Genomic DNA, 22,805 nt, shown 5'->3' with positions numbered 1-22,805 from the left:
AGGGGTGTCCGGCCCCCCGATCAGGTCCGGACGTCCGGACTGCCATGGTATCGATCCCGGCCGGGGGTACGCCGCTCGCCCGGCGACCGGGGGGGACGACGAAGGCGGGCGCCGGGGTGCTCCCCGGTGCCCGCCTCCACCTCCGTACCGGCCGGTCAGACCGTGATCAGGACCTCCAGCGGCGCGCCCTCCAGGACGGCCTCCAGACGCTCCCGGCCCGGCAGGAAGCCGAGCTCCATCAGCATGGCGACGCCCGCGACCTGGGCGCCCGCCCGGCGGATCAGCTTCAGCGAGGCCTCGGCCGTGCCGCCGGTGGCCAGGACGTCGTCGATGACGAGCACCCGGTCGCCGGGCTGCAGCGCGTCCGCGTGTATCTCTATCTCGGCCGTGCCGTACTCCAGCTCGTACGCCTGGGCCAGGGTCGCGCCCGGCAGCTTGCCCGCCTTGCGGACGGGGACGAAGCCGCGGCCGGCCCGGACGGCCACGGGGGCCGCCAGGATGAAGCCGCGGGCCTCCAGGCCGACGACCTTGTCCGCCTGGAAGCGCTCGCACAGCTCGGCGAAGGCCTCGGTCAGCGCGCCGAACGCGGTGGCGTCGGCGAGCAGGGGGGTGATGTCCTTGAACATCACGCCCGGCTTCGGGTAGTCGGGGACGTCGATGATGCGGCTGAGCAGCAGGTCACGCAGCTCCTGGCCGGTGCCCTCGGGGCGGACGGTGCTCACTGGCGCCTCCCCGAGGGACGGCCGCCGCGATTGCCGCGGCTGCGGCCGCCGGCCTGGCGGCGCTGTCCGACGACACCGGCCGGGGACGCGTCCTCCGGCTCCTCGCCGTCGTCGTCATCGGTGTCCTGCAGGTCGGCGCCCTCGCCGGAGTCGGCCTTGGCGGCCGCGGCGGCCCGGCGGGCGAGCACCCGCTTGGACAGGGCCCGCATCTGCGGGTCGCGCTCCTTGAGGTCGGCGACCAGCGGGGTGGCGATGAAGATCGACGAGTAGGCGCCGGCCGCGAGGCCGACGAACAGGGCGAGGGAGATGTCGTTGAGCATGCCCGCGCCCAGCACGCCGCCGCCGATGAACAGCAGTCCGGCGACCGGCAGCAGGGCGACCACCGTGGTGTTGATCGAACGCACCAGGGTGCCGTTGAGGCTGCGGTTGGCGAGCTCGCTGTAGGTGAAGCGGGTCTGCTTGGTGATGCCCTTCGCGCTCTCCTTGAGACCGTCGAAGACGACGACGGTGTCGTAGAGCGAGTAACCGAGGATGGTCAGCAGACCGATCACGGTGCCCGGGGTGACCTCGAAGCCGACCAGGGCGTAGATGCCGACGGTGATGGTGAGGTCGTGGATCAGGGCGATCAGGGCGGCGAGCGCCATGCGCCACTCGAAGGCGATCGCCAGGTAGATCACCACGAGGACCATGAAGACGCCCAGGCCCGTCCAGGCCTTGTTGGCGATCTGGTCGCCCCAGCTGGGGCCGACGATGTCCGTGTTGATCTTGTTCGTCGAGACGTCCAGCTTCTTGGCCAGCGCGTCCTGGGTCTTGCGCGACTGGTCCGTGCTCAGCTCGCTGACCTGGACGCGCAGGGTGCTGTCACCGAGCTTCTGGACGGTGGCCGTGTGCCCGGAGGCGTTCTGGGCCGTCAGCCGGGCCTGTTCCGCCGAGACGGAGGTCTTGGGCGTGGTGAAGACCGCGCCGCCCTTGAACTCGATGCCCATGTTCAGGCCGCGCACCGACAGGCCGACGATGGCCGTGATGGTGATGAGGATCGAGATGCCGTACCAGATCTTCCGCTTGCCGACGAAGTCGTAGCCGACCTCGCCGCGGTAGAGCCGGGCGCCGAGAGTGCCGAGTCGCGACATCTCACGCCTCCTTCGGGTCGACGGTGGCGGAGGGACGGCGGCGGGAGGACCGCAGCGGCGGCCTGACGCCGAGTCGCTGGGGGTCGAGCCCGGACCACGGGTGGCCGCTGGCGAAGAACTTGCGGCGGGCGAGGATCGTCATCAGCGGCTTGGTGAAGAGGAAGACCACGACGACGTCGAGCAGCGTGGTCAGGCCGAGGGTGAACGCGAAGCCCTGCACCTTGCCGACGGTGACGATGAACAGCACCGCGGCGGCCAGGAAGGAGACGAAGTCCGAGACGAGGATGGTGCGGCGGGCGCGCGGCCAGCCGCGCTCCACGGCCGGACGCAGGGTGCGGCCCTCGCGGATCTCGTCACGGATCCGTTCGAAGTAGACGATGAACGAGTCGGCGGTGATGCCGATCGCCACGATGGCACCGCACACGGCCGGCAGGTTCAGCGCGAAGCCGATGGCCGGGCCCAGCAGAACCATGATCGTGTAGGTGAGCACCGCCGAGCACAGGAGGCTGGCGAGGGCGACGAGCGCGAGACCGCGGTAGTACGCCACCAGGTAGATGATCACCAGGCCGAGACCGATGGCACCGGCGATCAGACCGGCGTTCAGCTGCTCACCGCCGAGCGCGGCGGTCACGGAGGTCTCGTTGACCACGTCGAAGGACAGCGGCAGGGCACCGTAGGACAGCACGTTGGCCAGGTCCTGGGCGCTCTGCTGGGTGAAGTTGCCGGAGATCTCCGCCTGGCCGCCCGCGATCGAGGTGCTGACCGACGGGTCGGAGACGACCTCGCCGTCGAGGACGATCGCGAACTGGTTCTGCGGCGGCGCCTTGCTGGCGAGCTGGCCGGTGACCTCGGCGAACTTCTTGGAGCCGTTCGAGGTGAACTTCAGCTGGACGAGCCAGCCCTTGCCGGTCTGGCTGTCGAAGGCGGCGTTGGCGCTGCTGACGCCGGTGCCCTCGACGGACACCGGGCCGAGGATCTCCTTGACCCCGCCGTCCTTGCGGCACGCGACGATGGTGTCGGTGGGCAGGGCGTTGGCCGCCGCCTTGGCCGCGTCGGAGCGGCCCTCCTTGGTGGAGCAGTCGACCGCTTCGAGCTTCTTCTGCAGGGAGGCCATGTCCGTCGCGGACGGGCTGGGCGTGGGCGACTTCTGGTCGTTCTTCTTGCCGTCGCTCTTGCCGTCCTGCGAGGCGGAGGCGGACGGCGTCGCCGAGGGGCCGGAGGCCTTCAGGGCGTCGGTGACGGCACGGCCCTGGGTGCTGGCGCTCGCGGACGGCGAGGGCGAGCCGGAGGGCTTGCTCTTGTCACCCTTGTCCTTGGCACCGCCCGAGGCGCTGGGCGTGGGCTCGGGGGCCTTGGCGCCGGAGGTCGACACCAGCACGGGCCGGAAACCGAGCTGGGCGGTGGTGCCCACCTGCTCGCGGGCCTGCTTCGCGTTCGTCCCGCGCGGGATGTTCACGATGATGTGCCGGCCGCCCTGGGTCTGGACCTCGGCCTCCGAGACACCCAGACCGTTGACACGCCGCTCGATGATGCCGACGGCGGTGTTCATGTTGGTCTGGTTGATCGCGTTGGGCCTGCCGGGCTGGTTCTTGGCCTCCAGCGTGAAGCTGGTGCCGCCCGCGAGGTCGATGCCCAGCCGCGGCGTGGTGTGCCCGGAGGCGAACATCCCCCCGGTCAGCGCCACCATGGCGATCAGGATGAAGGCCAGGACTCTGCCCGGCCTGCCCTGGCCGCCCGGGGACCTGCGGCCCTTCTTCGGTGCTGCCACCTTGTCGTTTCTCCCTGTCCAACCGCCGGGCGTCGGGTGTGCGCCGGGCGGCCACGAAGTCTTGTGGGGACGTGCCCCCGCCGGAGCCTAGACGACCGCAACGGAACCGCGGTGCACCGCTCCCTGGGTGCTCCGCGGTTCCGTGACACGGTTACTTCGCGTCGGCGTCGCCGTCGCGCTTGGCGTCCTTCGTCCCCTCGGCGGACTCGCCGGGCTGGTCGGCCTTGTCGGCCGGGTTCTCGGAGCCGGCCTCGGCGGCGGCCTCCTTGCCCAGGTCGGTCTTCTTGCTCAGATCCGTCTTCTGCTCACCCTCGGCGGCCCCGGCCTCGGCCTCGGTCCCGGTCAGCGAGGAGACGTCGTCCGGGACGACCGTCTCGTCGGGCTCGATGCCGTGGACGATGCGGTTGTACTCGGCGTCCTCCAGGACGGCGCCGATGGAGTTCTTCGCGTAGATCGCGTGAACGCCCGGGGCGACCTCCAGGAGGACCGTGTCGTCGCTGACCTCCTTGACGGTCGCGTACATGCCGCCGATCGTCCGCACGCCGGTGCCCGGCTGCATGTGGTCGCGCATCTGCGCCGCCTGGCGCTGCTTGTTCTTGGCCGACCGGGTCATCAGGAACATGGCCCCGATGAGCACGATGAACGGCAGGAGACTCACGATATTCACGGGACGGGGTTTCCTTCACACGACCGCGATGGGGACACGGCCTGGTCTACGGGGGTGGTATGCCGCACCGATAAGGACGGCATCGGCGGAGTCTAAGCGAGCCCGCGCCTATGGAACAACGCTCAGCATGGCACCGGGGTTCCTGACGGGACCAGTCCCCGCGCCGTCACCCGCCGAAGAGCGCGGACTGCCCGGGGCCCCCCGAACCCTGCTGCGGAGGCACCAGGCCCAGGTGCGCCCAGGCCGCCGGAGTGGCCACCCGGCCCCTGGGCGTGCGGGCCAGCAGCCCCTCCCGCACCAGGAAGGGCTCGGCGACCTCCTCGACCGTCTCGCGCTCCTCCCCCACCGCCACCGCGAGGGTGGACAACCCGACGGGACCGCCGCCGAAGAGCTTGAGCAGGGCGCCCAGCACGGCGCGGTCCAGCCGGTCCAGGCCGCGGGCGTCGACCTCGTAGACCTCCAGGGCCTGGGCGGCGATCTCCCGGGTGACGATGCCGTCCGCCTTGACCTGGGCGTAGTCGCGGACGCGGCGCAGCAGGCGGTTGGCGATGCGCGGGGTGCCGCGCGAGCGCCCGGCGATCTCGGCCGCGCCGTCCGCCGCGATCTCCACGTCGAGCAGCCGGGCCGAGCGGTGCACGACGCGCTCCAGCTCGGCGGGGGCGTAGAACTCCATGTGCCCGGTGAAGCCGAAGCGGTCGCGCAGCGGGGGCGGCAGCAGTCCGGCGCGGGTGGTGGCGCCGACGAGGGTGAAGGGCGGCAGCTCCAGCGGAATGGCCGTGGCTCCGGGGCCCTTGCCGACGACGACGTCGACGCGGAAGTCCTCCATGGCCATGTAGAGCATCTCCTCGGCGGGCCGGGACATGCGGTGGATCTCGTCGAGGAAGAGGACCTCGCCCTCGGTGAGGGAGGAGAGGATCGCGGCCAGGTCCCCGGCGTGTTGGATGGCGGGGCCGGAGGTGATGCGGATGGGGGCACCCATCTCCGCGGCGATGATCATCGACAGGGTGGTCTTGCCGAGGCCGGGCGCACCGGAGAGCAGGACGTGATCGGCGGTGGCGCCGCGGGCGCGGGCCGCCCGCAGGACGAGGTCCAGCTGCTCGCGGACGCGCTCCTGGCCGATGAACTCGCCCAGGTCCTTGGGCCGCAGGGCGGCTTCGACGGCCTGGTCCTCCCCGTCGGCGACGCCGCCGACGATCCGGCCGCCCGCGGCGGGCAGGCCGGTCGTGCTCGCGGGTGCGGAATCGTCGTACGGGTTCACGGGTGGGACCTCATGGTTCGTGGCGGGTCGGGGTACGGGCGGGCCGCCCGGTGCACGCGATCATGCCGCACGGCACCGACGGCGCGGCGGGGCGCCCGGGCGGGCGGCGCGGTGCGGCCGGTGGGCGGCGCCATCGGTCAGCGCGCCCGGTTGAGCGTCTGCAGGGCGGCCCGCAACAGCTGGCCGACCTGGGGCTGCGCACCCTCGGCGAGGGCGGCCTCCGCCTGCGGGGTCACGGCGGCGACCGCCTCGTCCGCCTCGCGGGTGGCATAGCCCAGGCCCACGAGCGCGGCGTGCAGCTGGTCGCGCCAGCCGGCGCTGACCGGGGTGCCGATGCCCGCCTGCGAGCCGCCGGAGGCGACCGGCTCGCCGAGCCTGTCCTTCAGCTCCAGCAGCAGCTTCTGGGCACCCTTCTTGCCGATGCCGGGCACGGCCGTGAGGGCCTTCTCGTCACTGGAGGCGAAGGCGCGGCGCAGTGCGTCCGGGCTGTGCACGGCGAGCATGGCCTGGGCAAGGCGGGGGCCCACGCCGCTTGCGGTCTGGAGCAGTTCGAAGGTCTGCCGCTCGTCGTCGTCGGCGAAGCCGTAGAGCGTCAGGGAGTCCTCGCGGACGACGAGGGAGGTGGCGAGGCGGGCGGGCTGTCCGATCCGGAGCGTGGCCAGGGTGGCGGGCGTGCACTGGACGGCCATGCCGATGCCACCGACCTCGACCACGGCGGTGTCGGGGGCGAGGGCCGCGACCGGCCCGGAGACGAAGGCGATCATCGGGTGCCCTTCGGGAGTCGTGCGGGAACGGTGCTGCGGTGGGCGGCGGCGATCTCCTGCAGGCGATTGGCCGCGGGCGCGCGCCAGATGTGGCAGATGGCCAGCGCGAGCGCATCCGCGGCGTCGGCCGGCTTCGGCGGGGCGTCGAGCCGCAGCAGGCGCGTCACCATGGAGCCGACCTGGGCCTTGTCGGCCCGGCCGGAGCCGGTGACGGCGGCCTTGACCTCGCTGGGGGTGTGCAGCGCAACGGGCAGTCCGCGGCGGGCCGCACAGAGCATCGCCACGGCACTGGCCTGGGCGGTACCCATGACCGTGCGGACGTTGTGCTGGCTGAACACCCGCTCCACGGCGACGTATTCGGGCCGGTGCTCGTCGAGCCACTGCTCTATGCCGCGCTCGATGAGGACCAGACGCTCGGCGGTGTCGATCTCGGCCGGGGTCCTGACGACACCGACGCCGACCATGGTCAGCCGGCGGCCGGCCGCCCCCTCGACGACCCCCACGCCGCACCGGGTCAGCCCCGGGTCCACGCCCAGCACCCGCATGGCGCCCCTCCCTTCGATCACCTGCGCGCAGGCTATCGGCTGCCTCTGACAACGCCCGGTCACGCCGACGGGCCGGCGGGGAAACCACCCCGCCGGCCCGTCGGCCGAGCACATCGCACGTCTTACGCGTCGACCTTGGCCATGACCTCGTCGGAGACGTCGAAGTTGGCGAAGACGTTCTGGACGTCGTCGCTGTCCTCGAGGGCGTCGATCAGCCGGAAGATCTTGCGCGCGCCCTCCTCGTCGAGCTCGACCTGCATGGTGGGCACGAAGTTGGCCTCGGCCGAGTCGTAGTCGATGCCGGCCTCCTGGAGCGCGGTGCGCACCGCGACCAGGTCGGTGGCCTCGCTGAGGACCTCGAAGCTCTCGCCGAGGTCGTTGACCTCCTCGGCACCGGCGTCCAGGACCGCGCCCAGCACGTCGTCCTCGGTGAGCTCGCCCTTGGGGACGATTACGACGCCCTTGCGGTTGAACAGGTAGGACACCGAGCCCGGGTCGGCCATCGAGCCGCCGTTGCGGGTCATGGCGACGCGGACGTCACCGGCGGCGCGGTTGCGGTTGTCGGTGAGGCACTCGATGAGCACGGCGACACCGTTCGGGCCGTAGCCCTCGTACATGATCGTCTCGTAGTCGGCGCCGCCGGCCTCGAGACCGCCGCCACGCTTGACCGCGGAGTCGATGTTCTTGTTCGGAACCGACTGCTTCTTCGCCTTCTGGATGGCGTCGTAGAGCGTCGGGTTGCCCTCGATGTCGACACCGCCCATGCGGGCCGCGACCTCGATGTTCTTGATCAGCTTCGCGAAGAGCTTGCCGCGCTTGGCGTCGATCACGGCCTTCTTGTGCTTCGTCGTAGCCCATTTAGAGTGGCCGGACATCTCGCCTGTCTCCTTCGCGTAACCAAATCAGAAACGAACGACAGAGATCCTACCGGGATCCCGTCACTGCGCTGCGCGCACCATCTCCACGAAGAGCCCGTGCACGCGGTGGTCGCCGGTGAGCTCCGGATGGAAGGACGTGGCCAGGACGTTGCCCTGCCGGACGGCGACGGTGTGACCGTCGTGGGAGGCGAGCACCTCGACGTCGGCTCCGGTGGACTCGACCCACGGGGCCCGGATGAAGACGCCCTCGACGGGGCCGCCCGCTATGCCGCGGACGTCGACGGCCGCCTCGAAGGACTCGTTCTGCCGGCCGAAGGCGTTGCGGCGGACGATCATGTCGATGCCGCCCAGGGTCTCCTGGTCGTCGCGGCCGTCCAGCAGCTTGTCGGCCAGCATGATCATGCCGGCGCAGGTGCCGTAGACGGGCATTCCGGAGCGGACGCGCTCGCGCAGCGGCTCCAGCATGCCGAAGACGACCGCGAGCTTGGACATGGTGGTGGACTCGCCGCCGGGGATGACCAGGCCGTCGACCTCGGCCAGTTCCTCGGGACGGCGGACCGGGCGGGCCACGGCGTCCGCCGCCGCGAGGGCGACCAGGTGCTCGCGGACGTCGCCCTGGAGGGCGAGAACGCCGATGGTGGGGGTGGACACGGGATACTCCCTCTTCGCTCTGCTTCCGGTGCACGTGCCGGCGGGCGGCCGCAGGAACCCCTGCGCACCGCCCACCGGGAACGGCCGTGTCACCAGCCGCGGTTGGCGTACCGCTCGGTCTCGGGGAGGGTGTCGCAGTTGATGCCGACCATGGCCTCGCCCAGGTTGCGGGAGGCGTCCGCGATGATCTTGGGGTCGTCGTAGAAGGTGGTGGCCTTCACGATGGCGGCGGCGCGCTTGGCCGGGTCGCCGGACTTGAAGATGCCGGAGCCGACGAAGACGCCCTCGGCGCCGAGCTGGCGCATCAGCGCGGCGTCGGCGGGGGTGGCCACGCCACCCGCGGAGAACAGCACGACGGGCAGCTTGCCCAGCTCGGCGACCTCCTTGACCAGCTCGTACGGGGCGCGCAGCTCCTTGGCCGCGGCGTACAGCTCGTGGTTGTCCAGGCCGCGCAGGCGGGAGATGTCGCCCTTGATCTGGCGCAGGTGACGGACGGCCTCGACGACGTTGCCGGTGCCGGCCTCGCCCTTGGAGCGGATCATGGCCGCGCCCTCGGCGATGCGGCGCAGCGCCTCGCCCAGGTTGGTGGCACCGCAGACGAACGGGGTGGTGAAGGACCACTTGTCGCTGTGGTTGACCTCGTCGGCGGGGGTGAGGACCTCGGACTCGTCGATGTAGTCGACGCCGAGGGACTGCAGCACCTGGGCCTCGACGAAGTGGCCGATGCGGGACTTGGCCATGACCGGGATGGAGACGGCGCCGATGATGCCCTCGATCATGTCCGGGTCGGACATCCGGGCCACGCCGCCGTCCTTGCGGATGTCGGCGGGCACCCGCTCCAGGGCCATGACCGCGACGGCGCCGGCGTCCTCCGCGATCTTGGCCTGCTCCGGCGTGACGACGTCCATGATCACGCCGCCCTTGAGCTGCTCGGCCATGCCGCGCTTGACGCGCGCCGTGCCGGTCTCGGGAGTCTGCGGGGTGCTGGCGGTGGACACGATGTGACCTCACTAAATCAAGGGCCGGTGATGCTGGCAGGTTCATCCAACCCAGTGCCCGGAAGCCGAAAAAGGGCCAATCCGAGGTCAGTGGCCTGTCCGGTCCGCCAGTGCCACGGGCGGCTCGTCGTCCATCTCGAAGGCCAGGGGGAAGGGCGCGTGGCCCGCGAGACGGAACCAGCGCACCACCCGGTGCCGGCGCACGGCCCGCGCGGCCCGCACCGCGTCGTTGTGGAACCGGCGGGCCATCGGCACCCTGCGAACCGCCTGCGCCAGCTCCTCCAGCGACTCCTCCCCGCCGGGGGCCTCGCGCACGGCCTCCACCTGCGGCCCCTCCGTGAAGACCGCACGCAGCGCCTGGCTCAGCTCGCTCTCGGCGACCTCGCGCTGTTCCTCCTCGGCCTGCCGGGCGGCGTGCGCGGCCTGGTAGAGGAGGATCGAGGCGGCGGGATCGAGCACCCCTGCGGTGCCGAGCTCCTGGGCGACCGAGGCACGCCGCAGCAACTGGGCGTCCAGGGCCGCGCGGGCCGCGTCGATACGGCTGTGCAGCCGGTCCAGGCGCCCGGCGGTCCAGCTCAGGTAGACGCCGACCAGGACGAGCGCGGCCGCGATCCAGATCAATGTGGTCACGCCGGGTCACAGTACCGGCCCGCCCGGCGGGGCCCTCTCCACCCGAGGGTGGAGAGGACAGGGTGGAGCCGCCCGGGCCGAGGACCCACCCCCGCTCCGATCCGTCTCCACCCGGCCGGTTCCTACCGTCGAGATGTCGATGCAGACGGAGGAATCCCCATGCAATCCCGTTCCAGGCACACGCTGTTCACCGCCCTCGCGGTCAACGTCGCCCTGCCCCTCGTGCTGTTCTACGTACTGCGCGGCGCGGGCATGGTGCAGTGGCAGGCGCTCCTGCTCAGCAGCGCCCCGCCGGCGCTCCACGCACTCGGCGAGGCGGTGATACGACGCCGGGTCGACCCCTTCGACATGTTCGTCCTGGTCCTGCTGCTGGTCTCCGCCGGCACATCGGTGATCAGCGGGAGCCCGCGGGTCCTGCTGCTGAAGGACGCGGCGCTGCCCGCCGCCCTGGGCCTGTGGATCCTGAGCACGCTGACCATGGCACGCCCCTTCGCCTTCCAGTTCGGGGCCCGGCTGCGCGGGCCGGAGGCCGCCGCGGTCGCGGAGCGCGCATGGCGGGAATCGGCCGAATTCCGCGGCGCGCTGAGGGGGTTGACGGCGCTGTGGGGCGGCATGGAGCTGCTGGACGCGGCGCTCAGCACGGTGAACGCACTGGTACTGCCGGTGGACGTGGTGCCGCTGGTGGGCCGCATCGCATCGCTCGGCCTGATCGGCCTGTCGGCAGTGATCAGCATCCACCGCAGCCGCAGCTTCCGCGCCCGGCACGGCATACCCCTGTTCGGGGCGCGCCCCGAAAGGGGCGCGGGGCAGCCACACATGCGGCTCCGCCGCGCGGGCGCAACCAGCCACGGACGGCCTGCACCCGCAGAACGGCCGTAACCGGCCGGGGCCTAATCCCTGGCAAGCCCGAACCGCGCCCGCAGCCCGGTCCGTTCATCGGTGGCGACGGAAGCCGCGCCGGCGGCCACGGTCTCGTACACGGCCAGAATGTCCGCCCCGACCGTCACCCAGTCGAAGCGCCGCACATGCCGGCGACCCCGCTCGCCGAGCTCCGCCCGGCGGGCGGGGTCGCCCAGCAGCCGCACGGCCGCCGCGGCCAACGCATCCGCGTCCTCGTTGGCGAACAGCTCGCCCGCCGCCCCCTGGTCCAGGACCTGGGCGAAGGCGTCGAGGTCGCTGGCGAGGACGGGCGCGCCCGCCGACATGGCCTCGACCAGGATGATGCCGAAGGACTCGCCTCCGGTGTTGGGCGCCACATACAGGTCGACGCTGCGCAGCAGCCGCGCCTTGTCCTCGTCGCTGACCATGCCGAGGAACTCGACGTTGCCGCGCATCTCCGGCGGCAGGCCGGCGACGGCCTCCTCCTCGTCACCGCGCCCGGCGACGAGGAGCCGGGTGCCGGGGCGCTCCGCGAGGATCCCGGGCAGGGCGCGCATCAGGACGGGCAGGCCCTTGCGGGGCTCGTCGATGCGGCCGATGAAGCCGATGGTCCCGCCCTGCCACTCCGGCCGCGGCTCGGCGGAGGCGAAGAAGCCGACGTCGACGCCGTTGGGGATGACCACCGCGTCGCCCCCGAGGTGCTCCACCAGCGTCCTGCGGGCGTACTCGCTCACCGCGATCCGGGCGCTGATCTTCTCCAGCGCCGGCTGGAGGATGGGATAGGCCGCGATCATCGCGCGCGAGCGCGGATTGGAGGTGTGGAAGGTCGCCACGATCGGGCCCTGGGCGGCCCAGCAGGAGAGCAGGCCCAGCGACGGGGTGGCCGGCTCGTGGATGTGGATGACGTCGAAGTCGCCCTCGTGCAGCCAGCGGCGCACCCGTGCGGCCGAGAGGAAGCCGAAGTTCAGCCGGGCCACCGAGCCGTTGTACGGCACGGGCACGGCCCGTCCGGCCGAGACGACGAAGGGCGGCAGCGGGGTCTCGTCGTCGGCGGGCGCGAGCACCGAGACCTCGTGGCCCAGCCGGATCAGGTGCTCGGCGAGGTCCCTGATGTGGAACTGGACGCCTCCGGGGACGTCCCAGGAGTAGGGGCAGACGATCCCGATCCTCAAGGCTTCTCCGTTCCGGAGCATCCGGAGCCCTCCGGTTGCGCGGGGCTCGTGTCGGGGCGGGGTTCGGCGGGCCGCTCGAGGTCGGCGAGCCACAGCCGCTGGAGCATGTGCCAGTCCTGCGGGTGCGCGGCGATGCCGGAGGCGAAGGCGTCGGCCATCTCCTGGGTCAGCATCGCGGCCTTCTCGGCGCGGGTGCCGGTCGCCGGCACCTCCAGGGGCGCGTGGACGCGGCCCTTCTGCACCCGCGTGCGGTCGTACCAGAGCGTCACCGGCAGCAGCAGGGCACCGGTCTGCACGGCCAGCATGGCGGGTCCGGCGGGCATCTTGGTGGCCTCGCCGAAGAAGGAGACCTCTATCCCGGAGGAGGACAGATCGCGGTCGGCGACCAGGCAGACCACCCCGCCGGAGCGCAGCCGCCGGGCGAGCGTGCCGAAGGCGCTGCCGCCGGAGTGCGGCAGGACCTCCATGCCCAGCCCCTCGCGGTAGGCGACGAACCGGTCGTAGAGGGTCTCGGGCTTGAGCCGCTCGGCGACGGTGGTGAAGGGCACCCCGAGCCGGGTGGTGAGCCAGGCGCCGGCGAGGTCGTAGTTGCCCATGTGGGGCAGCGCCAGCACCACGCCCCGCCCGGAGGCCAGGGCCTCCTCCAGGTGGTGCACGCCCTCGGGGTCGAAGCCGGTGCGGATGCGGTCCTTGCTCCACGAGGGCAGCCGGAAGGACTCCATCCAGTAGCGCATGTAGGAGCGCATGCCCTCCCGGGAGAGCCGGGCGAGCTCCTCCGGTCCCGCGCCGGGGACCACCCGGGCGAGATTGGACTCCAGGCGCAGCACCCCCTTGCCGCGCCGTCGCCAGGCCACGTCGGCGATCTGCCGGCCCAGCACGGTGGCGACGGGCTCGGGGAGCGTCCGGACCGTGCTCCACCCGAGCCCGTACAGCGCGTCGGTCAGCTGTTCCCTCACCCGGCGCCGCCCGGGCCCGCCGTCACGGACGCGTCGGCCTCGGCGGCCTCGCGCCGCACGGTCACCACCCGCTGGACGAGCGTGACCAGGCTGCCGACGGCCACCAGCCACAGGGCGACGGGCAGCAGGATCTGGACGTGCGGGACGCCGAAGGCGTGCAGCCCGGAGAGGCCGCAGGCGACCAGCGAGACGACGAGCCGTTCGGCGCGCTCGACCAGGCCGTTGACGTTCACCGGCAGGCCGATGCTCTCGCCGCGGGCCTTGGTGTAAGAGACCACCTGGCCGCTGGCCAGGCAGAAGATGGCCACCGCGCACAGCGCGAGGTCGTCGCCGCGCCCGGCGTACCAGAGGGCCAGGCCACCGAAGATCGCCGAGTCCGCCACCCGGTCGAGGGTGGAGTCGAGGAAGGCGCCCCAGCGGCTGGAGCGGCCGAGCTGACGGGCCATGTTGCCGTCGACGAGGTCCGAGAAGACGAACAGGGTGATGACGATCGTGCCCCAGAAGAACTCGCCCCTGGGGTAGAAGGCCAGCGCGCCCGCCACCACACCACCGGTACCGACGAGGGTCACCGCGTCGGGGCTCACGCCCAGTCGGATGAGCAGCGCGGCGAACGGCGTGAGAACACGCGTGAAGAACGCACGCGCGTACTTGTTCAGCATGGCCTTCCCGGAGGGTCGTATGCGGGCCGGAGGTCGGAAGGCCACCGGCTGGCCCATCGTAGCCAGGCCGCCGGAACCCGCCGCGCACACCACCCCCGCTGCGCCCGCCGGGGCGGAGGGCGATTGCCGGCCACTCAAACGGTTGCGCCCCCGTGTGCGACGTATGGACGCAGCGTGACCACGGTGGAAAGCTCGAAGGACCGCAGGTGTCGACCGGAGAGGCGAGACACATGGGCGAAAAGACGAATGCGCATCCAGGGGCCGCCGGCAGGGCAGTGACGGCCGACCGGCCGCAGAACATCCGCAACGTGGTGCTGGTCGGCCACAGTGGGTCCGGGAAGACGACCCTGGTGGAGGCACTGGCCCTGACCACCGGTGCCGTCAACCGGGCCGGCCGGGTCGAGGACGGCGCCTCGCTCTCGGACCACGACGAGATCGAGCACCGCCAGCAGCGCTCGGTGCAGCTGTCCCTGGTCCCCGTCGAATGGGGCGGGATCAAGATCAACGTGTTGGACACACCCGGCTATGCCGACTTCGTCGGCGAGCTGAGGGCCGGTCTGCGGGCTGCGGACGCGGCCCTCTTCGTCGTCTCGGCCGCGGAGGGCGCCGAGGGCATCGCGGGGGCGACCCGCATGGTGTGGGAGGAGTGCGCGGCCGTGGGCATGCCCCGCGCGATCGTGCTCACCCACCTGGAGGCCGCACGGGCGGACTTCGAGCAGCTCACGGAGACCTGCCGCGCAGCCTTCGGAGGGGACTCCCCCGACGGTGTGCTCCCGCTCTACCTCCCGGTGCGCGGGCCGGAGGGCCCCGACGGGCACCGTCCGGTCACCGGGCTCGTCGGGCTGCTCTCGCAGCGGGTCTTCGACTACTCCGGCGGCGAGCGCACCGAGTCCGCGCCCTCCGCCGACCAGCTGCCGCTGATCGAGGAGGCACGCAACCGGCTCATCGAGGGGATCATCGCCGAGAGCGAGGACGAGACCCTCATGGACCGCTACCTCGGTGGCGAGGAGATCGACGTCAAGACCCTCGTCGAGGACCTCGAACGGGCCGTGGCCCGGGGCAGTTTCCACCCCGTGCTCGCCGCCGCCCCGGCAGCCGAGGGCGCCCGCCAGGGCCTGGGCACGGTGGAGCTCCTGGAACTGGTCACCGGCGGCTTCCCGACCCCGCTGGAGCGCGAGGCACCGGCCGTCACCGCCCCGGACGGCGGTGCCCGTCCCCCGCTGTCCTGCGACCCGGAGGGTCCGCTCGCCGCCGAGGTCGTCAAGACCGCCTCCGACCCCTACGTCGGGCGCCTCTCCCTGGTCCGGGTCTTCTCCGGCACCCTGCGCCCCGACGAGACCGTGCACGTCTCCGGGCACGGCCTGGAGGACCGCGGGCACGAGAGCCACGACGTCGACGAGCGCGTCGGCGCGCTCTCCTCCCCGTTCGGCAAGCAGCAGCGCCAGCTCGCCCAGGCCATCGCCGGCGACCTGGCGTGCGTCGCCAAGCTCACCCGCGCCGAGACGGGCGACACCCTTTCGGCCAAGGGCGATCCGCTGCTGATGGAACCCTGGCTGATGCCCGACCCGCTGCTGCCCGTGGCCATCCAGGCGCACAGCAAGGCGGACGAGGACAAGCTCTCCCAGGGCCTGGCCCGGCTCGTCGCCGAGGACCCCACCATGCGGCTGGAGCAGAACCAGGACACCCACCAGGTGGTCCTGTGGTGCCTGGGCGAGGCCCACCGGGACGTCGCCCTGGAGCGGCTGCGCACGCGCTACGGCGTGCAGGTCGACGTCGTCCCGCACAAGGTGTCCCTGCGCGAGACCTTCGGCGGCAAAGCCGCCGGCCGCGGCCGGCACGTCAAACAGTCCGGCGGCCACGGCCAGTTCGCGATCTGCGAGATCGAGGTCGAGCCGCTGCCCGGCGGCTCCGGCATCGAGTTCGTCGACAAGGTCGTGGGCGGCGCGGTGCCCCGGCAGTTCATCCCCTCCGTGGAGAAGGGCGTACGGGCCCAGGCCGCCCGCGGGGTGGCCGCCGGCTATCCGCTCGTCGACGTCCGGGTCACCCTCCTCGACGGCAAGGCGCACTCGGTGGACTCCTCCGACGCCGCCTTCCAGACCGCCGGTGCCCTGGCCCTGCGCGAGGCGGCCGCCGAGACCCGCATCCACCTCCTGGAACCGGTCGCCGAACTCCGGGTCCTGGTCGCCGACGACTTCGTCGGCGCGGTCATGAGCGATCTGTCCGGACGGCGCGGGCGCGTCGTCGGCACCGAGCAGTCCGGCGCGGGCCGCACCCTGGTGCGCGCCGAGGTGCCCGAGATCGAGATCGGCCGCTACGCCGTGGACCTGCGCTCCCTCTCGCACGGCACCGGGCGGTTCAGCCGCGGTTACGCCCGGCACGAGCCGATGCCGCCGCAGCTGGCGGACCGCATCCGCGAACAGGCGGATAACGGGGCATAGTTGGCAAGCCGCCCGTCCCAACTCAGCCAGGACGGGCGGCTTTCCGATCTCCGGCGACAGCCGGCACCCCGCACCACTACGCTGAGCATGCGGCCCATGACGCAGAACGCGGGCCGGGGGGCGGGAGCAGGCCGGAGCACCGGACGCGCGCGGCATTGGGGGGCTTAAGTGGCAGGGGATGCGTTCGACTTCAGCCCGGGGGCACAGATCCCGGTCGCCGGCGGCGCCGGACAGACCGCCGCCACCCAGGCACTGGCCTCGGCCGCCTACCGCGACGGCCCGGTGGACGAACTCCTCAAGGCCAATTCGGACTGGGCCACTTCCGAGGTCAAGCCGCCCCGCATCTCCCTCTTCGAGCCCAACCTGGGCGAGGCCTTCGCCCGTGCCGTGCAGAACCGGATGCTCGCCGGCGGCCGCAAGCCGCTCATCCAGTCCTTCGGGCTCGAACCCCAGGTCATCGTCGAGCACTGCCTGGCCGCCTCCCGCATCCGCAAGGAGCGCGACGCCCGACTGACCCTGATCATGGTCCTGTTCGGGCTGCTCTTCCTGCCCGGCGTCCTGCTCTGGCTCGGCGCCTTCCAGCTCCGCCGCACCCTCGCCGGTTCCCAGGACAAGCGCGCCGGCGCGCTGGGCGTGGCCCTGTTCGGCGTGCTCGGCCTGGCCATCGTCGTCCTCTTCGTCAAACTGCCCTTCACCGGCTTCTGGTACATCTACCTGCGCGCCATGCTCGTCGCCCCCGTGATCGGCGGCCTGTGGGCGCAGCAGATCTGCGAGCGCACCGCCAAGGACCTCCGCGAGCGCTGGACGGGCCTGCTCGACGGCGGCGGCATCGGCGCCAAGATCCCCGAGGCCGTGCCCTCCACCCCCGGCGAGAGTGCCGCCGAACAGCTCCGCCAGAACCTCGAACGCCTCGCCGCCGAGCAGCACAGCAACGTCGTCTTCTACGCCGGCCCCAAGGGCATACTCGGCATGGGCACCCGCTGGGGCAGCTGGCAGCTCGCCGAGGACCTCGTCCCCCTCGACCCCGGCAAGGACATCAACCCCTTCCGCAGCTGGGACATCGTCCGCGCCATCCACGACCAGCTCAAGCTGCTCGAGCGCACCCCCATCAACACCGGCGGCCTCACCGCCCCCGACGTCGAGCACTGGGTGGTCTCCCCCATCGGCGAGGGTGCCGGCGCCGTCTCCCGCCCCGCCGGCACCGACTCGGCCACGTACCAGATAAGGGGTCCCCGGCTCCAGGAGATCTGCGACAAGCAGCACTTCGGCAGCGGCGACCGGCACTACCTGGGCGTCCAGTTCGTGCTCTGGGACGGCCAGTTGGTCATCACCCTGCTCATCAACGTCACCGTGCTGCACAAGACGCTGCGCATCGAGGTCACCGGCCACGCCCTCGGCCCCACCCACGCGGTCTTCAACGGCCGCCCCAAGACCCGGACCCGGACCTTCCGCAAGGCCCTCAAGTTCTGGGAGACCTGGGAGCGCACCCTGCGCGTCGTCGAGCCCCGCGAGGTCGTCCGCCTCTCCGTGCGCGCCCCGCTCACCTGGTACCCGCCGCTCCTGGAGTACTGGGGCGGCAAGCTCGTCCTCCCCGAGCCGTTCGGGCTGCGCCACGCGTGGGCCGACAAGCCGTGGCGGCACCGCTTCATGGCCGACGACGCCCTGCGCGCGGCGACTCCGGTGCTGCGCGTGGTGCATCAGGCCGCCTTGCGTGTCCTCGCCGAAAATGGCGTGAACACCGAGAAGTTCGGCAACCGGGCCAATACGTTGAGCGGGGCGATTCAGGATCCGACGCCGCGTCAGGCCGATGTCTACAACGCTTGACGTTCTCTGACGGTTGTCTGTGGTTGATCGCGCAGTTCCCCGCGCCCCTTACGGGGCGCGGCACCGCGCCGAACCTCACCTGAAGATGCCCGTGTGTCCCAGCGAGTAGCGCCCCGGTTGCGGGTAGAAGGCCAGGCCGTGCGGCCCTGCCCCCACCGGGATGCGGGCGATCTGATGGCCGTCGTTGGTGTCGATCACATACACCTCGCTGTTGTAACGCCCCGACAGCCACAGCTCCTTGCCGTCCGCCGACACCCCGCCCATGTCCGGGCTGCCGCCGTCCGGCAGCTCCCACTTCTTCACCAGCTTGCGGGTGGCCAGGTCCAGCACCGAGATCGAGCCCTCGCCCCGGTTCGAGATGTACATCGACTTCGAGTCCCGGCTCACGTAGAGGCCGTGCGCCCCCTTGCCCGTCGGCATCAGCCAGGGCTCGGTGAACTTGTCGCCGTCCAGCACCCACACCCCGTCGGCCATCATGTCCGCGACGTACCAGGTCTTCCCGTCCGAGGCGATCTTCACGTCCTGCGGCATCGCCCCGTCGAACGGCAGCTTCTGCTGGCCGATCACCTTCATCCGGGCCGTGTCCACCTTCAGCAGTTCCCCGGAGAACTCGCAGGAGACGATGAAGTACCGCCCGTCCGGCGAGAAGTCGGCGTGATTGACCCCCAGGCAGCTCACCGGCTCGGTCTTCATCCGCTTCATGGTGTGGGCGTCCCGGAACACCAGCTCACGGTCCATCGACGCCATCACCACCGCGTACTTGCCGTCCGGGGTGAAGTAGAGGTTGTAGGGGTCGTGGACGTCGACCGGCTTGCCCGCCTTCCCCGTGGCCGGGTCGATCGGGGTGAGCGTGTGGCCGCGGTCGTTGTTGACCCACAGCGTCTTCAGGTCCCACGACGGCACCACGTGCTGCGGCTGGTTGCCGACCGGGATCGTCTCGATGACCTTGTACGTCCTGGGGTCGATGACGCTGACCGTGTCCGACTCGGTGTTGGGCACGTACACCCGGGACGGGAAGTTCCGCACCACCGGCGACAGGGCGTTCGGCCGGTCCGCCGCGTACACGTCGTTCGGGTCCAGCAGCGGCGGCATCCCCGGCAGCCCCTGCGGCACCCCCCGCGCCGCCCCCTGGCCGTGCCCGCCCGGATGCGTCTGCCGTGCGGCCGGCCCCTCCTTGCCGCTGCTGCCCCCGCCGCAGCCGGCGACGGCCGCCAGGACGAGGCAGAAGGACGCCGCCAGCACGGCGGGACGGCGCAGCGGACGCGAACGGACCGGACGGAAGGGGTGGCGAGGACCGGGACGAACGGGCGAGAACGGGATCATCGGGTCAGCAGCTCCGTAGTCGTCACCGCACGCAGACCGCGGCGGTGGAGGCCGTCGAGGATCGCGGGCAGCGCGGCGACCGTGCCGGGATGCCCGAAGTGCAGACTCACCACCGACCCGGGCCGCACCGCATTCAGCACGGTACGCCGGACCGCCTCGGCGCCGGGGTCGGTGAAGTCGAGGGAGTCCACGTCGTACGAGAGGACGTGCGGGTAACCGGCCTTTCGCGCCAGCTGCGCCACCTGGTCGGTGGCCCGCCGCGCCCGGGACGGCCGGAACCAGCGGCCGATGCCGCCCGTGAGCCGGCGCAGCCGGTCGGCACACTCGGTGATCTCGGCATAGGCGGCCTTCGCGCCCATCGAGCAGATGCTGAGATGGCGCATGGTGTGATTGCCCAGCTCGTGCCCGCCGTCGAGCACCCGGCGGGCCATCTGGGGCTGGGCGTCCAGCCAGTCGCCGACCGCCAGCACGGTCACCCGGGCCCCGGCCCGCTCCACCTCGGAGAGCAGGGCGAGGGCCGACTTCGCATCACCGCGGCCGTGGAACGTCAGGGCGACGCCGTGCCCCTGCCGCGGACCGTGCTCGATCTGGGCGGGCAACCCGGCCGGCAGCCGGGGCAGTACGGGCGGCGCGCCCGGTGGTACGGACACCCGGGGCTTCGCCGCGGGCGGGCGCGAGGGCTGCGCGTGGGGCGGTGTCCCGTCCTCGTGGCAGCCGGAGACACCCGCCCCGGCCGCTCCGGCGAGGGCGCCGCCTGCGGCTGCGCGCAGCACGGTGCGACGGTGAAGAAAAGTCACCGTCCCATTAGATCTTCTTTAGTAGGAATCGGGGCGATTTGCCCTATTTACCCCGTTCCGTGTCCTCCCGGAGAGGCCGGTACAGCCGAATATCCGGTTTACCGGTTCATACGGTCGGCCAGACGTCGGCGAGCATCTTCCGGGTGTCCGCGAGCAGTTGCGGAAGCACCTTGGTGTGCCCGACGACGGGCATGAAGTTGGTGTCCCCGCCCCAGCGGGGAACGATGTGCTGGTGCAGGTGGGCGGCGATGCCGGCGCCGGCGGTCGCCCCCTGGTTCATGCCGATGTTGAAGCCGTGGGCCCCGGAGGCGGCGCGCAGCGCCCGCATGGCGCGCTTGGTGAACCCGGCCAGCTCGGCGGTCTCGGCCTCGTCCAGTTCCGTGTAGTCGGCCACGTGCCGGAACGGGACGACCATGCAGTGACCGCCGTTGTACGGGTAGAGGTTGAGCACCGCGTAGACGCGCTCGCCCCGCGCGATGATCAGCCCGTCCTCGTCGCTCTTGGCCGGGATCGAGCAGAACGGGCAGCCGTCGTCCGCGCCCGTACCCGTGGGCTTGTTCTCCCCCTGGATGTACGCCATCCGATGGGGCGTCCACAGGCGCTGGAAGGCGTCGGGAGCGCCGACTCCGAACTGCTGCTCCGGCTCACTCGTCATGCTGAGAAGCATATTCCCCGGCAGGGACGCGCCGAGGGGCGGCCCTGGCGGGCCGCCCCTCGGGCTGTTCGTACCGCGGAACGTCAGACCTGGACGCGGCGCTCCACCACGTCGACGATCTTCGCGATGGCCTCTTCGCGCGGGATGCCGTTCTCCTGCGAACCGTCGCGGTAACGGAACGACACCGTGCCCGCGTTCATGTCCTCGTCACCGACGATGATCATGAAGGGGACCTTGAGCTTCTGGTGGTTGCGGATTTTCTTCTGCATCCGGTCCGAGGAGGCGTCGACCTCCACCCGCAGGCCCTGCTTCCTCGCCTCCGCGGCGAACTCCTGCAGGTACGGCACGTGCGCCTCACCGATCGGGATGCCGACCGCCTGGACCGGGGCCAGCCACGCCGGGAACGCGCCCGCGTAGTGCTCCAGCAGCACGCCGAAGAACCGCTCGATCGAGCCGAACAGAGCCCGGTGGATCATGACGGGCTGCTGGCGCGAGCCGTCCGCCGCCGTGTACTCCAGGCCGAAGCGCGCGGGCTGGTTGAAGTCGACCTGGAGGGTCGACATCTGCCAGGAACGGCCGATCGCGTCACGCGCCTGCACCGAGATCTTCGGGCCGTAGAACGCGGCGCCGCCCGGGTCCGGGGTCAGCGGCAGGCCCTGCTTCTCGGCCGCCTGGCGCAGCGCCTCGGTGGCCTCCTCCCACGCCTCGTCCGAGCCGATGAACTTGTCCGACTCGGGGTCGCGGGTCGAGAGCTCCAGCTCGAAGTCGGTCAGGCCGTAGTCGCGCAGCAGGTCGAGCACGAAGGTGAGGAGCGTGTCGAGCTCCTCCGGCATCTGCTCCTTGGTGCAGTAGATGTGCGAGTCGTCCTGGGTGAAGCCGCGGGAGCGGGTCAGGCCGTGGACGACGCCGGACTTCTCGTAGCGGTAGACCGTGCCGAACTCGAAGAGGCGGAGGGGGAGCTCACGGTAGGACCGCCCGCGCGACTTGAAGATCAAGTTGTGCATCGGGCAGTTCATGGCCTTCAGGCGGTAGTTCTGCCCGTCGAACTCGATGGGCGGGAACATGGCCTCGCCGTAGTGCGGCAGGTGCCCCGAGGTCTCGAAGAGGTGTTCCTTCGTGAGGTGCGGGGTGTTCACGAACTCGTAGTCCGCGTCCTCGTGCCGGCGGCGCGAGTAGTTCTCCATCTCCTTGCGGATCACCCCGCCCTTGGGGTGGAAGACCGCCAGGCCGGGGCCCAGCTCGTCCGGGAAGGAGAACAGGTCGAGCTCGGCGCCGAGCTTGCGGTGGTCGCGCTTCTCGGCCTCGGCCAGGAAGTCCAGGTGCGCCTTCAGCTCGTCCTTCGTCGGCCACGCGGTGCCGTAGATGCGCTGGAGCATCGGGTTCTTCTCGCTGCCGCGCCAGTACGCGGCGGCGTTGCGCATCAGCTTGAACGCCGGGACGACGCGGGTCGTCGGCAGGTGCGGACCCCGGCAGAGGTCCTTCCAGCACAGTTCGCCGGTCTTCGCGTCCAGGTTGTCGTAGATGGTGAGCTCGCCCGAGCCGACCTCGACGTCCGCGCCGTCGTCGTGCGACGCGGAGCCCTTGAGGCCGATCAGCTCCAGCTTGTACGGCTCGTCCGCGAGCTCCTCGCGGGCGGCCTCGTCGGTGACCACGCGGCGGGAGAACTTCTGCCCCCGCTTGATGATCTCCTGCATCTTCTTCTCGATGGCCTTGAGGTCATCGGGGTGGAACGGCTTCTCGACGTCGAAGTCGTAGTAGAAGCCGTCCTTGACCGGCGGGCCGATGCCCAGCTTGGCCTCCGGGAAGAGCTCCTGGACGGCCTGGGCCATGATGTGCGCGGTCGAGTGGCGCAGGATGTTGAGACCGTCCTCGGAGGAGATCTCGACGGGCTCGACCTCCTCGCCGTCGGCGACGACGTACGCGAGGTCCTTGAGCTCGCCCGCGACCCGGGCGGCGACGACGGTGCGCTCGCCCGCGAAGAGCTCGGCGGCCGTCGTGCCCGTGGTCACCACGCGCTCTTCCCGCTCGGAATCGCGTTGGATGGTCACACGGACGTCTGACACCGGTCTCTCCTGACTCACGGGATGCCAC

21 protein-coding genes are annotated in these 22,805 nt (G+C 71.5%); 3 read left to right on the top strand and 18 right to left on the bottom strand.

Annotated elements, in window-relative coordinates; translation table 11 throughout:
* Nucleotides 1–155: 155 nt before the first annotated feature.
* The 11 genes from ACMATS_RS30950 to ACMATS_RS30900 form a co-directional block, all read right to left on the bottom strand.
* Complete coding sequence (locus ACMATS_RS30950; protein ID WP_390779055.1) at nt 156–722, bottom strand: adenine phosphoribosyltransferase; 567 nt, start codon at nt 720–722, stop codon at nt 156–158.
* Nucleotides 719–1,852: a protein translocase subunit SecF gene (secF, locus tag ACMATS_RS30945; protein WP_390779054.1), complete on the bottom strand. Its 1,134-nt coding sequence runs from the start codon at nt 1,850–1,852 to the stop codon at nt 719–721. Before secF ends, ACMATS_RS30950 begins: the two co-directional genes overlap by 4 nt.
* Before the next feature lies 1 nt (nt 1,853).
* A complete protein-coding gene (gene secD, locus ACMATS_RS30940; RefSeq protein WP_390779053.1) occupies nt 1,854–3,620 on the bottom strand; it encodes a protein translocase subunit SecD in 1,767 nt (588 codons plus the stop codon).
* A 151-nt stretch (nt 3,621–3,771) separates the two neighbouring features.
* Nucleotides 3,772–4,287: a preprotein translocase subunit YajC gene (yajC, locus tag ACMATS_RS30935; protein ID WP_390779052.1), complete on the bottom strand. Its 516-nt coding sequence runs from the start codon at nt 4,285–4,287 to the stop codon at nt 3,772–3,774.
* 166 nt (nt 4,288–4,453) lie between these two features.
* Entirely contained in the window at nt 4,454–5,545 is a 1,092-nt protein-coding gene (ruvB, locus tag ACMATS_RS30930; protein ID WP_414169743.1) for a Holliday junction branch migration DNA helicase RuvB, read from the bottom strand.
* 137 nt (nt 5,546–5,682) lie between these two features.
* The gene (ruvA, locus tag ACMATS_RS30925; RefSeq protein WP_390779050.1) at nt 5,683–6,309 is read right to left on the bottom strand and encodes a Holliday junction branch migration protein RuvA; all 627 of its coding nucleotides are present in this window, start codon (nt 6,307–6,309) and stop codon (nt 5,683–5,685) included.
* Entirely contained in the window at nt 6,306–6,854 is a 549-nt protein-coding gene (gene ruvC, locus ACMATS_RS30920; RefSeq protein ID WP_390779049.1) for a crossover junction endodeoxyribonuclease RuvC, read from the bottom strand. Before ruvC ends, ruvA begins: the two co-directional genes overlap by 4 nt.
* A gap of 122 nt (nt 6,855–6,976) precedes the next feature.
* Nucleotides 6,977–7,729: a YebC/PmpR family DNA-binding transcriptional regulator gene (locus tag ACMATS_RS30915; protein WP_336414347.1), complete on the bottom strand. Its 753-nt coding sequence runs from the start codon at nt 7,727–7,729 to the stop codon at nt 6,977–6,979.
* Between the two features lie 63 nt (nt 7,730–7,792).
* A complete protein-coding gene (gene pdxT / locus ACMATS_RS30910; protein WP_390779048.1) occupies nt 7,793–8,383 on the bottom strand; it encodes a pyridoxal 5'-phosphate synthase glutaminase subunit PdxT in 591 nt (196 codons plus the stop codon).
* A gap of 89 nt (nt 8,384–8,472) precedes the next feature.
* Entirely contained in the window at nt 8,473–9,384 is a 912-nt protein-coding gene (gene pdxS, locus ACMATS_RS30905) for a pyridoxal 5'-phosphate synthase lyase subunit PdxS (RefSeq protein WP_390779267.1), read from the bottom strand.
* 84 nt (nt 9,385–9,468) lie between these two features.
* Complete coding sequence (locus ACMATS_RS30900) at nt 9,469–10,011, bottom strand: hypothetical protein (protein WP_390779047.1); 543 nt, start codon at nt 10,009–10,011, stop codon at nt 9,469–9,471.
* Between the two features lie 159 nt (nt 10,012–10,170).
* Between ACMATS_RS30900 and ACMATS_RS30895 the strand changes: the two genes are divergently transcribed.
* Nucleotides 10,171–10,890, top strand: a complete 720-nt coding sequence (locus tag ACMATS_RS30895) for a VC0807 family protein (RefSeq protein WP_414169742.1) — start codon at nt 10,171–10,173, stop codon at nt 10,888–10,890.
* Nucleotides 10,891–10,901: 11 nt separating this feature from the next.
* On the opposite strand, the gene ACMATS_RS30890 is transcribed toward ACMATS_RS30895, so the two are convergent.
* The 3 genes from ACMATS_RS30890 to pgsA are packed head-to-tail and all read right to left on the bottom strand — an operon-like array spanning nt 10,902 to nt 13,677.
* Nucleotides 10,902–12,062: a glycosyltransferase family 4 protein gene (locus ACMATS_RS30890; protein ID WP_390779045.1), complete on the bottom strand. Its 1,161-nt coding sequence runs from the start codon at nt 12,060–12,062 to the stop codon at nt 10,902–10,904.
* Nucleotides 12,059–13,018 carry a phosphatidylinositol mannoside acyltransferase gene (locus tag ACMATS_RS30885; protein ID WP_414169741.1) on the bottom strand — a complete coding sequence of 320 codons (960 nt, stop codon included), beginning with the start codon at nt 13,016–13,018 and terminating at the stop codon, nt 12,059–12,061. Before ACMATS_RS30885 ends, ACMATS_RS30890 begins: the two co-directional genes overlap by 4 nt.
* A complete protein-coding gene (pgsA, locus tag ACMATS_RS30880; protein WP_390779043.1) occupies nt 13,015–13,677 on the bottom strand; it encodes a phosphatidylinositol phosphate synthase in 663 nt (220 codons plus the stop codon). Before pgsA ends, ACMATS_RS30885 begins: the two co-directional genes overlap by 4 nt.
* A gap of 230 nt (nt 13,678–13,907) precedes the next feature.
* On the opposite strand from pgsA, the gene ACMATS_RS30875 reads away from it, so the two are divergent.
* Together ACMATS_RS30875 and ACMATS_RS30870 are read left to right on the top strand one after the other, a co-directional pair.
* The gene (locus ACMATS_RS30875) at nt 13,908–16,115 is read left to right on the top strand and encodes an elongation factor G-like protein EF-G2 (protein WP_414169740.1); all 2,208 of its coding nucleotides are present in this window, start codon (nt 13,908–13,910) and stop codon (nt 16,113–16,115) included.
* A gap of 168 nt (nt 16,116–16,283) precedes the next feature.
* Complete coding sequence (locus ACMATS_RS30870) at nt 16,284–17,939, top strand: hypothetical protein (RefSeq protein ID WP_390779041.1); 1,656 nt, start codon at nt 16,284–16,286, stop codon at nt 17,937–17,939.
* A 75-nt stretch (nt 17,940–18,014) separates the two neighbouring features.
* Here the strand turns inward: ACMATS_RS30870 and ACMATS_RS30865 are convergent, their stop codons facing one another.
* The 4 genes from ACMATS_RS30865 to thrS form a co-directional block, all read right to left on the bottom strand.
* Complete coding sequence (locus tag ACMATS_RS30865; protein WP_414169739.1) at nt 18,015–19,262, bottom strand: hypothetical protein; 1,248 nt, start codon at nt 19,260–19,262, stop codon at nt 18,015–18,017.
* Entirely contained in the window at nt 19,259–20,059 is an 801-nt protein-coding gene (locus ACMATS_RS30860) for a polysaccharide deacetylase family protein (RefSeq protein ID WP_414169738.1), read from the bottom strand. Before ACMATS_RS30860 ends, ACMATS_RS30865 begins: the two co-directional genes overlap by 4 nt.
* A gap of 106 nt (nt 20,060–20,165) precedes the next feature.
* Nucleotides 20,166–20,726 carry an HIT family protein gene (locus tag ACMATS_RS30855; RefSeq protein WP_390779038.1) on the bottom strand — a complete coding sequence of 187 codons (561 nt, stop codon included), beginning with the start codon at nt 20,724–20,726 and terminating at the stop codon, nt 20,166–20,168.
* A 71-nt stretch (nt 20,727–20,797) separates the two neighbouring features.
* Nucleotides 20,798–22,777, bottom strand: a complete 1,980-nt coding sequence (gene thrS / locus ACMATS_RS30850) for a threonine--tRNA ligase (protein WP_414169737.1) — start codon at nt 22,775–22,777, stop codon at nt 20,798–20,800.
* Between the last annotated feature and the right edge of the window lie 28 nt (nt 22,778–22,805).

Origin of the sequence: Streptoverticillium reticulum, from assembly GCF_047456005.1 — a bacterium.
GTDB lineage: Bacteria > Actinomycetota > Actinomycetes > Streptomycetales > Streptomycetaceae > Streptomyces > Streptomyces reticulum.
Note: the sequence above shows the minus strand (reverse complement) of the source record. Positions and strands in the feature narration are given on the sequence as shown.